General features: G+C 49.6%; 16 protein-coding genes. 5 read left to right on the forward strand and 11 right to left on the reverse strand.

Annotation, left to right across the window (positions count from 1 at the left end):
- Window positions 1–126 precede the first annotated feature (126 nt).
- A complete protein-coding gene (locus P4D80_RS07595; protein ID WP_421658400.1) occupies window positions 127–519 on the forward strand; it encodes a DUF2294 domain-containing protein in 393 nt (130 codons plus the stop codon).
- Between the two features lie 79 nt (window positions 520–598).
- Window positions 599–1,936 carry a DNA methyltransferase gene (locus P4D80_RS07600; protein WP_421658401.1) on the forward strand — a complete coding sequence of 446 codons (1,338 nt, stop codon included), beginning with the start codon at window positions 599–601 and terminating at the stop codon, window positions 1,934–1,936.
- Between the two features lie 9 nt (window positions 1,937–1,945).
- On the opposite strand, the gene P4D80_RS07605 is transcribed toward P4D80_RS07600, so the two are convergent.
- A complete protein-coding gene (locus P4D80_RS07605; protein WP_421658402.1) occupies window positions 1,946–2,926 on the reverse strand; it encodes a hypothetical protein in 981 nt (326 codons plus the stop codon).
- A 392-nt stretch (window positions 2,927–3,318) separates the two neighbouring features.
- Between P4D80_RS07605 and P4D80_RS07610 the strand changes: the two genes are divergently transcribed.
- The gene (locus P4D80_RS07610) at window positions 3,319–4,245 is read left to right on the forward strand and encodes a ChaN family lipoprotein (protein ID WP_421658404.1); all 927 of its coding nucleotides are present in this window, start codon (window positions 3,319–3,321) and stop codon (window positions 4,243–4,245) included.
- On the opposite strand, the gene pgsA is transcribed toward P4D80_RS07610, so the two are convergent.
- From pgsA to P4D80_RS07640, 6 genes are all read right to left on the reverse strand, one after another.
- Entirely contained in the window at window positions 4,212–4,742 is a 531-nt protein-coding gene (pgsA, locus tag P4D80_RS07615; RefSeq protein WP_421658405.1) for a CDP-diacylglycerol--glycerol-3-phosphate 3-phosphatidyltransferase, read from the reverse strand. The two genes, P4D80_RS07610 and pgsA, sit on opposite strands and share 34 nt — an antisense overlap.
- 170 nt (window positions 4,743–4,912) lie before the next feature.
- Window positions 4,913–6,013 (reverse strand): VOC family protein, encoded by a 1,101-nt coding sequence (locus P4D80_RS07620; protein WP_421658406.1) that lies wholly within the window; start codon window positions 6,011–6,013, stop codon window positions 4,913–4,915.
- A gap of 116 nt (window positions 6,014–6,129) precedes the next feature.
- Window positions 6,130–6,960 carry an MIP/aquaporin family protein gene (locus tag P4D80_RS07625; protein WP_421658407.1) on the reverse strand — a complete coding sequence of 277 codons (831 nt, stop codon included), beginning with the start codon at window positions 6,958–6,960 and terminating at the stop codon, window positions 6,130–6,132.
- Between the two features lies 1 nt (window position 6,961).
- Window positions 6,962–7,573, reverse strand: coding sequence for an SDR family NAD(P)-dependent oxidoreductase (locus P4D80_RS07630; protein ID WP_421658408.1), 612 nt, complete (start codon window positions 7,571–7,573; stop codon window positions 6,962–6,964).
- Window positions 7,524–7,763, reverse strand: a complete 240-nt coding sequence (locus tag P4D80_RS07635; protein ID WP_421658410.1) for an SDR family NAD(P)-dependent oxidoreductase — start codon at window positions 7,761–7,763, stop codon at window positions 7,524–7,526. Before P4D80_RS07635 ends, P4D80_RS07630 begins: the two co-directional genes overlap by 50 nt.
- Window positions 7,764–8,005: 242 nt before the next feature.
- Entirely contained in the window at window positions 8,006–8,536 is a 531-nt protein-coding gene (locus P4D80_RS07640) for a DM13 domain-containing protein (protein ID WP_421658411.1), read from the reverse strand.
- Window positions 8,537–9,173: 637 nt separating this feature from the next.
- On the opposite strand from P4D80_RS07640, the gene P4D80_RS07645 reads away from it, so the two are divergent.
- Complete coding sequence (locus tag P4D80_RS07645) at window positions 9,174–9,941, forward strand: L,D-transpeptidase (protein ID WP_421658412.1); 768 nt, start codon at window positions 9,174–9,176, stop codon at window positions 9,939–9,941.
- A 99-nt stretch (window positions 9,942–10,040) separates the two neighbouring features.
- Here the strand turns inward: P4D80_RS07645 and P4D80_RS07650 are convergent, their stop codons facing one another.
- The 4 genes from P4D80_RS07650 to efp form a co-directional block, all read right to left on the reverse strand.
- Window positions 10,041–10,313: a hypothetical protein gene (locus P4D80_RS07650; RefSeq protein ID WP_421658413.1), complete on the reverse strand. Its 273-nt coding sequence runs from the start codon at window positions 10,311–10,313 to the stop codon at window positions 10,041–10,043.
- A gap of 62 nt (window positions 10,314–10,375) precedes the next feature.
- The gene (locus P4D80_RS07655; RefSeq protein WP_421658414.1) at window positions 10,376–11,458 is read right to left on the reverse strand and encodes a glycosyl transferase; all 1,083 of its coding nucleotides are present in this window, start codon (window positions 11,456–11,458) and stop codon (window positions 10,376–10,378) included.
- 5 nt (window positions 11,459–11,463) lie between these two features.
- A complete protein-coding gene (gene accB / locus P4D80_RS07660; RefSeq protein WP_421658416.1) occupies window positions 11,464–11,964 on the reverse strand; it encodes an acetyl-CoA carboxylase biotin carboxyl carrier protein in 501 nt (166 codons plus the stop codon).
- Between the two features lie 178 nt (window positions 11,965–12,142).
- Window positions 12,143–12,700, reverse strand: a complete 558-nt coding sequence (gene efp / locus P4D80_RS07665; RefSeq protein ID WP_421659503.1) for an elongation factor P — start codon at window positions 12,698–12,700, stop codon at window positions 12,143–12,145.
- Window positions 12,701–12,914: 214 nt separating this feature from the next.
- On the opposite strand from efp, the gene P4D80_RS07670 reads away from it, so the two are divergent.
- Window positions 12,915–14,027, forward strand: coding sequence for a peptidylprolyl isomerase (locus tag P4D80_RS07670; RefSeq protein ID WP_421658417.1), 1,113 nt, complete (start codon window positions 12,915–12,917; stop codon window positions 14,025–14,027).
- The last annotated feature ends 7 nt before the right edge of the window (window positions 14,028–14,034 follow it).

A 14,034-nucleotide genomic window follows, 5' to 3' on the forward strand; every position in this document is an offset into this window, starting at 1 on the left:
AAGTGCAAACATTCCTTCGGGCGGAAGATTCAGGATTATCCTTCAGATAGATAGCTATCGGGCTCTGTCAAAGCTTAAATGTTCATCATCAAATATTCTTTAAACTACACTTCTATATCAAATTCTATGACAAATTCCATGCCAACTCGTGGTCAATTAGAACGGGCACTTTCTCAGAGGATCCAGGCCTTATACCGAAACCAGCTTGGGCATCGATTGGGAAATGTTGATTGTCAAATTTTTGACGAAAAAATTGCGATTGTATTAGAAAATGCCGTAACCCAGCCAGAACAACTTCTGGCCAGTAATGGAAAAGAGGATTTAGTTGAGCAAATTCACTCAGATATCAGTGAAGCGATTCAGCCTCAACTCAGGGAACTGATTGAAACCACTGTGGGAGTTCCCGTAGTGGATTTGCTGGCCGACACGAAGCTAGAAACAGAGCGAACGGGGATGATTGCTGTTCTGTCAGATTCACCCCGGGTTCGTGCGGTAAATGGATCGGGGGCAAAGAGCTAAGCAACTTTCAGAAATCGAGATGCAACTTTCAGAAATCGAGATACACTATGCCTTGAGTTAACTGGATTTCCAAAGACTAGTGCCATCCCTGGAAGCCCCCCTACCCGCTGATTCTCATAAGCAAAACCGCTACCGTACTGAAATTAACCAGCTTTCTGCCAGCGATCGCCCCGCCCATGACTGGTACCGGTTTGTCCTTTCCTTTCCGCCCCATCTGGTGCGCAATTATCTGAATCGGTTTGGAGTGTGCGATCGCCAGCGAGTCCTTGACCCCTTTTGTGGAACGGGCACCACGCTAGTGGAATGTAAAAAACTAGGTATTCCCAGTGTGGGGGTTGAGGCAAACCCAATGGCTTACTTTGCCAGCCAGGCTAAGGTGTGTTGGCTCCCCAACCCTGAAGGATTAATGCAACATGCGAGCCAAGTTGCTGCAGCAACCTACGCCGAATTAGCCGCTACGGGAATCGAAGGATTGTTAACGCTCCCCCTATTTGAACCGTTTCCCCACCCTCCCCTGCAACAGCTTCCTTACGAGCAGGCCAAGCTAATTTTGAAGGACTCCATCAGCCCCCTGCCTTTACACAAGACCCTGGTATTGTTGAAACACCTGAGACAGAATGCTAACCCTCAGTACGATAGCCATGAACGTCTGGCTCTCGCCAAAGCACTGACTACTTCGATCAGCAATCTGCATTTTGGTCCTGAAGTCGGAGTTGGGCGAACCAAAACGGATGCACCTGTTGTAGAAGCGTGGATAGAAGGGGTAAGGGCGATCGCCCGTGACCTGCTGTCCCTGCAAGGGCTAGCCGATACTACTGCAATCGTCCACCATGCCGATGCACGTCAGCTCCACAGAGTGCTGGAACCAGGCTCCATCGATGCGGTAATCACATCCCCTCCCTACCCCAACGAAAAAGATTACACCCGCACTACCCGCTTAGAGTCAGTGTTGCTGGGCTTCATTCGCAGCAAAGAAGAACTGCGTGCCCTTAAGCAGGGATTGGTACGTTCTAACACCCGCAATGTGTACAAAATTGATACCGATGACCAGTGGGTTGCCGATCATGCAGAAATTCAACAGATTGCAGCGGCGATCGAAGCACGACGGATTGAACTGGGCAAAACCAGTGGTTTTGAACGCCTCTATGCCAGAGCCACCAAACTCTATTTTGGTGGTATGGCCCGACATCTGACTGAGTTGCGATCGATTCTGCGGCCGGGTGCGCAACTTGCCTATGTTGTAGGAGATCAGGCATCCTACTTTCGTATTTTAATTCGTACTGGTAGCCTGCTGGCAGACATTGCTCAGTCCCTTGGTTATGAAGTTGTGAGCATCGACCTGTTTCGCACTCGCACCGCAACTGCCACCAGAGAACAGTTGCGGGAAGAGGTAGTAGTGCTTCGCTGGCCAGGCTAATAGGAACGGCTATTCGGCACTACCCTGAAACACTTCTAAAGAAAACATTTCAGTCAACGCCTTGAGGAAGGGGTAGAACACAGAAAGTTGATCAGGGGAAAGACGTTCATGCATCTCCCAACCCATGATACGCAGCATCTCCTGAACCAGTTCCCAACTGACACCCAGACGGGGATAAAGCATCACACAGAGAGGAAACAGTTCTTGCTGCACAGAGCGAATACTGTTTTCTAACACGCACAGGCAGAGATAGACCTGAAACATTTCCACATCCCGGATGCTGGAAACTTGCACAGTGGGTGAACTGAGGTTGCCACTGTAGCTGGTATAGCTGGGGCGCAGGCGGCAAACCTGGTTACAAACGGCGTGGGCAATCCGGGTGCTGATGGGCAACAGGTTTTGAACGGCAATCAGAACCGGAGAGTTCATCTCGTAGTTGGCAGCCGCTTCGTAGGCTGCTTTCAGCGGCATGTAAAGGTGATCATCCATCACCTTTAAGTAAGGAGCAAACAATGCCTGTTCACCCAGAGAAAGCTGCTCTAGCAAAACCATGCCAGTGTAATGAAATTGCATACTGACAAAGCCGAGGGTGCGCGGGTCATTGGCTGTATATTTTTGTCGGATGCGCCCAAAATCTTCTCCAACAATGACGGATAGCCGCCGGGGAGTGACGCGATCGCCATAGGCTGCCAAACATTTTTGAAACAGTTGATGAGAATCTGCTGCAATCTGCCAGGGATCAATTAATTGCGGATTGATTCCATGTCGCTGAATCTCTCCAGCTAGTAAGATTTCGGTCTTTGACCAGGCTTGAGCACTCGCCAGACTCAAACTCTGCATCAAATTTCTGGCCGTGTTAATGCGCCCTTCCCTTGAAGATACATCTACCAGGTTTCTGTTATGTCTGAGCTTCTCTGCCTCATCCCGGCTCTTCAACGAAATCACATATTTTCTTGCCCACAACGCTGCCAGCGAATGAAGATTGGACATGTGAGGCTTATCAGAGATGAGTGCATTGGAAGAATGATTGGATTCAAATCGGAAACTTTTGGCAACAAAAGATTGACTCGAAGCCGAGGTCGATGGTGAGAAGTTCATCATTATTTACTCTTTGTTAAAAGATCAAACAGGGAGACAAACTGACAACCCGGTGAAATTTCCTGGGGAAAACTTGAACTCGAATTCCGCACTTTTCTACAACAAAGCTAACTCTCAGCAAGAAATTGTCTGTGACGCCACAGGATTGAAAAAAGTATCCTGCTGCTCTGCTTTAAAAAGCAACACGTTTTTTACTAAACTTTAACTTTTAATTATTATTTTTGGGATCTTAATTAAGAAGTCCAGGAATCGGTTTAAACTCTCACAGCAACTAACCTTTTTCCATGAAATCAATAATCTGGCTCGCCAAGGTATCCCTCACCTGTTCATTAGGGATGCTTCTGTATCTGTCTGCTGCTGGTAGTTTGACTAACCTGGCAAGGGCAGAGGCGACAACGGATCAACCGTTTTCGATTGTGCGACCTGGAACGCAACAACCCCTCAGTGTCGAATCGGTTCTAAAGAAAATCGCGCGTGTGAATGTGGTTTACCTGGGCGAAACCCACGATCGCCCGGAAGACCATCAGGCTCAACTGACCATTATTCAGGCCCTCCATCGCCTTAACCCCCAATTAGTAGTTGGGATGGAAATGTTTCAGCGTCCCTACCAGCCTGTGATCGACCGCTACCTGGCTGGCAAAATCACCGAAGCTGAATTAATCGAGCAAAGCCAGTACCCAAAACGCTGGGGTTTTCCCTGGGAATTTTATGCCCCCATTGTGCGCTTTGCCAGGGATAAGGGATTGCCTGTGATTGCGCTTAACACTCTCACCGAAGTGACTCGCAAGGTTGCCCGTTCTGGGTTAGAGAGTCTGACATTGGCTGAAAAGCGATTCATTCCACCGAATTCTGCGATCGCCCTTGGTCCCGTCTCCTACCGCCAAAGACTCGGCCAGATCTACGACGATATTCACCACGGCAAAACCAGTCAGGCCAATTTTGAGCGCTTCTTTCAAGCCCAGGTTCTGTGGGATGAAACGATGGCAGAACGCATTGCCCAGAGCCTGCAACAGGAGCCCAAACGCCTGGTTGTCGTCCTTGTCGGCCAGGGTCACGTGGTCTATGGCGACGGCATTCCCAGTCGCGTCGCTCGTCGTGTCCCAAAAGTTTCCCAGGTTTCAATTCTGCTGAACCCACCGGAAGAGTTTCAGAACCAGAAGGAGGGGGCGATCGCAGATTATTTCTGGTTTACTTTTTCTGGCAACAGGTAAATGGCTCCCGAAATCAGTGTGAGTGCTACAGAAATCCAAAAAGCCACCAGGGACGGAATTCGCCAATCTGCTGATAGGGGAGCAATCAGGAGAGCGATCGCCCCAATCTGACTCACGGTTTTTAACTTACCCCAAAGATTTGCCCCCTGAATTTCTGAACTACCGCGCAGGTTGGGGTTAACGCGCCAGCCCGCGATCGCCAGTTCCCGTGCCAGGATTAGAAACACTCCCCAGGCGGGTACCTGTCCCAGTTCAATCAGCGCCAGCAGGGGAGCCAGCACCAGGAACTTATCCACCAGTGGATCAAGAAACTTTCCCAGTTCGGTGACCTGGTTCAACCGACGAGCCAGATAACCATCTAACCAGTCAGTACCCGCTGCGATGAGAAACAGTACCAGCATGACCCAACGCCCCTCTGGAGTTGGATTACGTAGACCATAAAGTAGTAGTGGTACGACCAGCAAACGGGAAACGGTAATCCAGGTAGGAAGATTCATAAACTGAGGTGATTGGAAGTCCACACTTGCCTGGGTTTATGCTACCGCTATTTCTATACTCGTATAGCGATAGCCACCAGGCTGAGGACAGAGGGTGCAGGGGTTGGAACCCCTGCACCCTCCTTAAAGCCAATGTCCTGAGCAACCTGGCAACAGATAGATTTGACGAACTACATCTCCGGCTTCTCTATCAGCCGCAAGGCGTGACCATCGGGATCCCGTACCAGAATTCCTTTTTTGAAGCCTAATGTTTGCTCAGGAAGGATGACTACACGGGCAGAGATGAAAGTGGACTGGTTCAGGCGTAATCGTTGAGCGATCGCCTCTACATTGTTCACAACCAGCGTTGTTTGCCAGTGCAGTAAATCATTGGGTCTGGCATCCGCAGGCAGCGATCGCCCATCGGTGGGGTGCAGATATTCCAAAAATTCGATTCCGGGTCCGGCAGGCGATTTGAGTCCGCTGATGCGCAGTCTCGCTCCCTGCACATTATTCAAATACTCCTGCTCAGTGCCGTAATTTATACTTTCACCCACAAGTTCTAAGCCTAACAAGTCTCGATAAAATTTGAGACTGTTGGCAGTGCTGGAAACCACGATCGCCGTGTGGTCAATTCCCAGAAATAGCTGATTGGTAGATTTTTGCCATTTGGGATTTCCCTTACCGGGCGGGAAATAAATGATCTCTAAATTGTGTCCATCGGGATCTTTGAAGTAAAAGGCACGAATGCCTGCGGCAGCTTTGTTCCAGTCAGGTAATCGTTGCGGTGCGGTGGAGGTGTGTTGCACCTTAAACTTGCGCAGATGCTGGTAGGCTCTGTCCATGTCTTTCACCACAATTGCAATGTGTTGAAACCAGCGATCGTTACTCCTTGAATCAACCGGGATAGGTTTCCCCCTAGGGGTCAGATACTCCGTCAGTTCAATCAACTCTTCCCCTAATTGCATTTTCACCACCCGCAGCCGGATTCCGAATATCCCCTGCAACTGCTCATACCCGGTGCCCAACACCTCCACATCGGATACCTTTTTGAAGGAAAGAACCTGCGAGTAAAATTCAACCGCTCGATCCATATTAGAGACTGTCATCCCTACCGATTCCACAGCGACCACTGCTTGCTGGTTGGGTACCTGTTGGGTAGTGAGATACCCAATAGATTGCTGGCTGCTATCCGATTGGGGAAGGGTAGGTTCCTGAGCAAAGGTCGTCACAGAAACGAAAATACAAACGGACAGGATCGCCCGTCTCATGATTTTGATTGGCTGTTTCATCGTGGCGAATGAAAAGAGGATTGAACGGGTGAGTATAGCGATCCTTCTTAAAATTTGAACGGGGTGCAGGGGTTCCCCCCTGCGCCCCGTCCTCAGCCTGATGGCTATAGCTGTATCTAATGCAACTTTTTGAAGGAATCACTTAATTCCGATCCATTGCGAGTTGCGTACTTTCGATAACCACATCGAAAAATGCAACGTTTATTGTTGTGATGGTGTAGCTTGGCGCATCGAACGGCTTTTGCTCCCATGAGACGCACGTAAAGTTCTGCTGCCAGCAACATCCCAGTAAGAGGGGCTGTAACGTAAACCCAGAAAGCAGTCCAAACATTTGCTGATAAAGCTGAAGCAAAGCTGCGAGCTAGATTCATACTCATACCAGAAAGGGGAGCTTCAACTGTGATGTAGATGGCAATCAAAATTCCAGCAAAGATACCAGTGTACCGATGGAGTCGTCGGCGGTTGGAAACAAATAACACCATCAGCATCATGCCAAAGGAGATGATGATTTCTGCTAAGAAAGCCACTATGGCACCACCAGAACCGGGAATGGTGACAATGTAATTGACTGATGGATGGGCAAGTACCTCTCGCAGTAACAAGCCAGCCAACAATAACCCAATTAATCCGCCTAAGAACTGAAACAGAATATAGAAGAATGCATCCCAGGGTTTCACCTTACCTAAGCGAAAGAAGGTAAAGGTAAAGGCAGGGTTGAGGTGGGCACCTGACTGCTTGCCCCAGGGGGAATAGACAATTGCGATCGCCGTCAATCCCATCCCTATTCCAATAATTAATCGGCGCAGCAATGGATCGGGAATTGCCTGATGGATTGGGGAAGTGGGGTGTTCTAAAATGGCAGTTACAGATCCGGCTAAGATCATGAAAATCCCTAAACCAGCCGCTTCCATCAGGTACTCCGGATAGTGATGACGTAAGGAGTTCATATTACTGTTCGTGATAGTTCCACAACAGCCCACCATCCACAAAGAACGTTGTACCCGTAATGTAATTGGCATCGGAGGAAGCCAGAAATACCACCAGAGAAGCCACATCTCCGGGTTGTCCTAATCGGTTCAGGGGAATATTTTGCAGAAGAGTTCCTAACTTGGCCGGGTCATTCAACAGTTTGGTATTGATGGGAGTTTCGATCGCACCAGGGGCAACATTATTCACAGTGATTCCCAGAGGACCCAGCTCCACCACCAGGTTGCGGGTCAGCATTTTCATTCCACCTTTGCTGCAACAGTAAGCTGCAAAGTTCGGGAAGGGCAGATCTTCATGGACAGAACTGATATTGATGATTTTGCCGGGACGTTTCGTTTCAATTAAATGTTTCACCATTTCCTGAGCGGCAAAAAAGACGCCTTTCAAATTGACGTTCATTACCGCCTCATAGTCGGCCTCGGTAACCTCCCAGAAGGGGGCATGTTTCTCAATTCCGGCGTTATTGACGAGAATATCCAGCCGACCAAAATGCTCAATCCCCGCTTTGATCAGACGGCGCACATCATCCACCATTCCCAGATCGGCATACACTGTAACCCCTTTCGTTGTCACAATAGCCCTCAGCCAGATGGCACTGACCGCCTGCTGCCTGTACCTTAGCCAGGGTTTCCTCTGCCCCCTGCGGATTTGAGCGATAGTTGATCACAACCTGAGCTCCTTCCTGGGCCAGACGAACGGCGATCGCCTGACCAATTCCCTGACTACTTCCTGTTACCAGAGTCACTTTTCCTTCAGGTGTCATGGGTGTTCTCCTGGAAATATTGCTATAGCTCTACGCGGGAGCGTTAGAACATTGGAATTAGAGAGGGAGTGGGGGCTTCGCCCCCAGCCAGGGGTTCCACCCCTGCACCCTGTCCTAACCATAATGACTACCGCTATATATTCAGTAGCGCCCAAATTATGAAAAGAAATCCTATCTGGATTGTGAAAGGATTTTAATGATGGCGGCTAGCGCCGCTCATCATCACTTTGTTGGGGCCACCACTACATCAAATCCGCTGCACCAAACGTTGCATTAAATTTTCGACACCAGATCACAACCGATTTGTAATCCGCTACGTTAATTGTTTTGGGAACCTCGTAGCTTTGAGCACCGCTAAACTTTTTGAGGGGAGCAATGACAACATAGTCGCCCTCTTTCAAAGGGTAGGCAGGGGGAGTAGTAGAGCCAATGACATTATTGGAACGATGCAAGCCAACTACCAGATCAGGCCCCATTTCCGAAGTTTTGAATGCGGAATCGAGTTCTATCAACGTTTTGCCGTTTTGGGACACAACCCGAACGGTTCCTTGAGTGGGATGCTCCCCCGAAACAAAGTTGCCAGACTTTGTACTCACTTGTTTGGCAGATTTTGTTACTTCAGAACTTATGTCCGATGAGGTTGGACTTGAGGTGGTAACTGGGCTTTCAACAGTAGGGCTGGCAGCAGATTGAGTAGTGGGTGCTTCTTTTGCACAGCCAAAAACCAGAACGGGAACCACCCCCAGGATCAGAAGATTTCTAATTCTCATCATTGGAAGTCCTTCAATGAATAAACAAATACAGTCAAATCAGGAGAGTATTGGAATCCATAGCTTCAACTCATAATTGAAATTGAGGCTATTGTTTCAACACCATGCCTTGCGATTTACGCTAATTATGGCTTGAGGCCCAAGCCCTGGAATGATAGCCATCTGAAGTGTTGATTGAAGACCTATGATATTTTTCTGAGAATTTTCTCAGAGATAACTCAGTACTGTTGTAGGGGTAAATGATTGGGTTGGTTGGCGGGGTAGGCGGCTTCATTTTTTCATTAGCGATAACGACAATTGGTTGCGATTCAAGCAGCCCCAGGCTCTAACTAAAGGTTGATGGAGATATATGTGTCTTCAGGATTACAATCAGTCTGCTGGTAGCGATCGCAATTCAGTTAGGAATGGTAAAAGGGGTTTCCCACAGGAGTGGGGGCATCAATGATTAGACGACTACGATTAGACAACTACCGTTGTGTTTTTCTAACTTCGGCTTATAAGATCCAAATGTTCTTTACCAATGGCAGGATAGCAATGTCGTCCTACCAATCATCCTTTCCTTCCGCTCACACCTCACCTGACTCGTAATTCCGGACCCCTCAGCTCTTTGTAAACCCTGGTTTGTCTTCTAATTTCCAAAATGCAGCATTGCCTGGTCAAACTAGTGTTGCAAACACTAAATTTTGCAACATGGGGGTTGGGGGGGGCCGCCCCCAAGCAGGGGTTCCATTCCTGCACCCTCCAACAAAACTTTCGTTTTGCTGTACTAGCTTTTGGGTCACTTGCAGCGATCGTGCTGACCGATGCCACGCTGGATTTCAACAAGCGGGCTTACGCCAACACTTCAACGGTTGAGCTGCTAACTCAACCAGGTAATGTAGTTGAGTTGAATATTCCCCTTCCCAAACCTCCGGCAGAGACGCCTTCCAGTTCTTTATCTACCTCCTCCAATTCATCATTCTCTGAGTCTGTCTCCTCCCAATCCGATACTGCCGATTCCGACATAAAGCCCCAGACATTACGATTAGAGGTTCAGCTTAAGCGGCGGCGGGTTGTACTTTACCAGGGAGAAACGGTGGTTAAGAGCTATCCCATTGCGATCGGTCGTCCTGGGTGGGAAACGCCCAAAGGAACTTACAAGGTCCTGCAGAAACTGAAGAACCCCACCTGGATCCATCCCCTCAAAAAAGGAGTATCCATTCCTGCGGGTGACCCTGAAAATCCCCTCGGTCGTTACTGGATTGGCTTCTGGACAGATGGCAAAAACTGGATTGGGTTCCACGGCACCCCCAATCCATCGTCGGTCGGCAGGGCTGCATCCCACGGCTGTATTCGGATGTACAACAAAGACATTGAGGAACTGTATCAAAAAGTGAGCTTAGAAACTCAGGTAAAAGTGGTGGAATAGCCTGTGTTTATTTGCACGAAACCTGGACTCACAAAGTACTTTAGCGGTAGTGTAAAGCACCGAAATCCAAATTCAGACGCAATTTAGGGAAGACACAATTTAGGGAAACTGAGAACCATCCTGGTTTTCTTCAACCACCAATTTAATCGCCTGCTTATTGACTGAAAGAAAACTCTCGTTTGCCAACAGTTTGCTATCAGTGCCGTAAACCACTGCATTGGTCAGCGCAATAAACGTGTTGTCATTATTGAGGAAGTCTGACAGGCGGGCGTTGTAGCCCCCGGCGGGGATGGAAACATCTCCTTGAATTTTCCACTGGTCAGTGGTGTAGATTTTGACCCGGTGCTTTTCTCTGACAGGTGTGGATGTCATGGAGTTTAGTCCTTGAGGTGGTTCTTTATTGCATTGGTGCCACCAACTCGTATGTGAGTATGTTACGCGTTTTGGAAGAAGTTGATCACCGCTTGTGCAACGGTCTGGTTGCCATCGGTGATTTCCAGTTGGGACGAGCGGGGAGGCTGCATGGGCTGGCGCAGAAACTCCCAGTCTCCTTCAAAAAACTCGGTTGGAGCCAACACTTGATACGGAATGTAGTGCTGGACGTTTTCAACCAGGACTCTGGCTTCCGCAAAATCGTCGCGGGTAATGGAAGCGAGAGGAGTTTGGGTGCGGCAGGCTTCAGAGAAGGTGCTATAGCCCGGTTTTGAGAGGACTCGTCCACAAATGGGCATGAGGTCAACCGGGCGGTAGCTGTTATCAATGACTTTAATCAGGTTGGGTAGGTTGGGAGCGTTGCGATCAAAGGTGAGAAATTGCCAGTCGGGGAAGCGCTGGAGATTGTGGTAGGGAATTGCGCTCAGCCCCAGGCCACCAAAGGACATCAACACAGTACGCTCCTGGGGAACCTGAATCCCCAACATTTGACGAATGTGTTCTGGACTGTAGCGGGGAGAGCCGCCGGTAAAGCCGACATCAGTGATCACTGGAAAGGCACTCATGGGTTCATGTAACGGGAGCCGAAAGAGATGGTCGCACTGACTGAAGCAGTCCGCAATCCAATCTGCAATTTCGACAAACTCGCCCCCCCAGGGACGGTAAATAAAGTCGAAACCAAAGTTGCTGCACATCCAGCAAGGAATTCCTGCTGCTCTGGCGATCAGGGCGGCGATCGGTGGAATATCTGCCAGGATGAGCCCAACCCGATTTTGTTTGAGAAAGGTGACTTCGGAAGCGATCAGGCTGTTCTGCTGGGCTCGAATTTGTTTGAGTTTTTCCAGCGTAGCGGGTTTGTCCATGGTGATGCTGTCACTCTGCAAGATCCCGATATCCAGAGCACGAGGTCGATGGATAAAGTCGGTCTGAATATAGGATGCCAGCAACCAGTGGGGCGCGGTTGTTGTCAGGATGATCGTGATATCGGGACAGAGCCGCTTGATTTCTGCGGCAATGGATGCCGAACGAGTTGCGTGCCCAAACCCATGGTTGGTAATGGCGACGTAAAGAACGGGATAGGGCATAGAAATCAGTCTGGGTTTACCCGCATCAACAGTTGACCATATTCGACGGGTTCGCCGTTTTGCACCAGAATTTCAACGATTTCCCCAGAAACTTCTGACTCCAGTTCATTCATGAGTTTCATGGCTTCGATGATGCACACGGTTTGCCCTTTGCGGATGCGATCGCCCACTTCCACAAACGGCGGCTCGTCAGGCGCAGGCGCACGATAAAACGTACCGACCATCGGAGAAACCACTTCCAGCATGCGGCGGCTGGTCGGCGGGGGCGAGGAGGTGGGCAACGCAGGAGCCACTTCAGGAACTTCCCTGGCTGCCGATGCCGGACTACTGGTAGCAGAAACCATCGAAGGAGCCGCCGCAATGCTGACAGAAGGAGTCAGTTCCCTCGCCTGAACTCCCCTCCGCACCGTCAACTCAAAATCGGTACTTTTCAGCGTGAGTTCCGCAATATCCGTCTGACCGATCGCTGCCAGTAGTTCGCGGAGTTCGTTCAAATCCAGTGGCACAGTCTTCGTAGCTCCCTTCAATCACACCAATTGTTTGCTATTTCTTGGGAATTTGCCTGTTCGAGTAGGGATCAGTGAGAACTGGATCACCCCATCGAGGCCCACCCATCTACTCATTCACCCATCCACCCCTCACCAGGACTGAAACGAGGTTGAGCTTAGAGCAAACCCTTACCAGCTACTCCCGGCCCAAGTAGCTATCGTTGCGGGTGTCAATCTTGATCCGCTCTCCAATCGAGATAAACAGAGGAACCATCACCTGGGCTCCGGTTTCAACGATCGCCGGTTTGGTGCCACCCGTTGCTGTATCTCCCTTAACCCCCGGATCGGTTTGAATCACCTCCAGCACAACCGAGTTGGGCAGTTCAACACCTATGATCTGGTCATTCCAGCGCACCACGTTGACCTCCATCCCTTCTTTCAGGTATTTGACGCGATCGCCAATTTGACTCGCGCTCAAATGCGACTCTTCGTAGGATTCCATATCCATAAAGACGTAGTCTTCCCCATCCTTATAGGTGTGCTGCATAGTAATCTTTTCCAAGTTTGCCTGAGGCACCGTTTCACCCGCTCGAAAAGTGCGCTCCAGAACCTTTCCAGTCTTTACGTTTTCAAGCGTTGTACGCACAAATGCAGAACCCTTTCCCGGTTTAACATGGAGAAAATCCCTGACCCGCCAGACCTCCCCGTCTAGCTCGATACTGACACCTGGCCGAAAATCATTACTGGAGATCATGAGTTCTTTGAGAATCGTTTGAGAAAATGCTTGGCACCCCATTTTACCCCCCAGAGGCTGACCAATAGTAAGGATTCAGTAGAGTAAGTTCTAATGTCTCCCCCTGTGGCAAGATAAGAGATTAGGGCTGCTTCTGCGTTGGGCTCTTTTTTGGGGAAAGTTTGCCTCGCTGTCCAGGTTGCCCGGATGAATGCCGTTTGAGCGATGGTTAAATATGCAATTAAAAAATTTTGACCGCATTCAGTCTTGGCTAAGAACCGCAGTCACTCTCGTCTTGCTGGTAGTTTTGTCCCTGGGGCTGAGTGCGGCGGCAAAACGACCCAGCAGTATGCCTGCTGGAAATGCAATCACAGATGGTAAGGCATTGTTGCGAAATGCTTTACCCATCGATAATCCCACCGTGCGTGAGTTGCAAAAAGATCTGGAAGATATTTCAGAGCAACTCCGTGCTCAAAGGCGCTGGGGCATGGTTTTAAGCGATATCAACAAAGCATCCAGGATTTTGAGCGATCGCGAAGCCGCCCTGCTGGCCAGTGTTCCAGACTCCAAGAAACCCGAAGCCGAACGGTTGATTGCCCAACTAAAAGAAGCCCTCCCTCAACTTCAGGCTGCTGGGGAAGCCAAAAATCGGGAACAGGTTTTGACCGAACGAAGCAACCTGCTTGACCTGGTTGGGCAACTCGAAGAACTGATGGTTCAGAAGTTTCCCTACGAGGTGCCGAAGGAATATAGCAACTTACCCCAATTGAAAGGACGTGCCACCATCGAGTTCATCACCAACAAAGGCAGGATGGTAGCCGTGGTGGATGGCTACAGCGCTCCAGTCACGGCTGGTAACTTTGTTGACCTGGTACAGCGGGGTTTCTACAACGGTCTCCCCTTTACCCGCCAGGAAGATTCCTACGTTCTGCAAGTCGGTGACCCACCTGGTCCCGAAGTTGGCTTTATTGATCCTAAAACGAAGCAGTATCGAGCAATTCCCCTGGAAGTTCTGGTACAGGGAGATGAAGCTCCCACCTATGGCGTCACCCTGGAGGATGTCGGACGATATAAAGACTTGCCCGTATTGCCTTTTTCTGCCTATGGGGCACTGGCAATGGCCCGTCCTGCTGAAGATCCCAACGGGGGTTCTTCCCAATTCTTCTTTTTCTTGTTTGAACCCGAATTGACTCCAGCAGGCTTGAATTTGCTCGACGGGCGCTATTCCGTATTTGGCTTTGTGATCGAAGGCAAAGAGGTTTTAGGAAAGCTAAGAGCGGGTGACAAGATCGAGTCAGCCAAAGTTATCAAGGGTTTGGAAAATTTAGTGGAGCCTGATGTGGCGTAGGAATTGT

Source organism: Leptothermofonsia sp. ETS-13 (genome assembly GCF_049200465.1).
Classification (GTDB): Bacteria; Cyanobacteriota; Cyanobacteriia; order Leptolyngbyales; family Leptolyngbyaceae; genus Leptothermofonsia.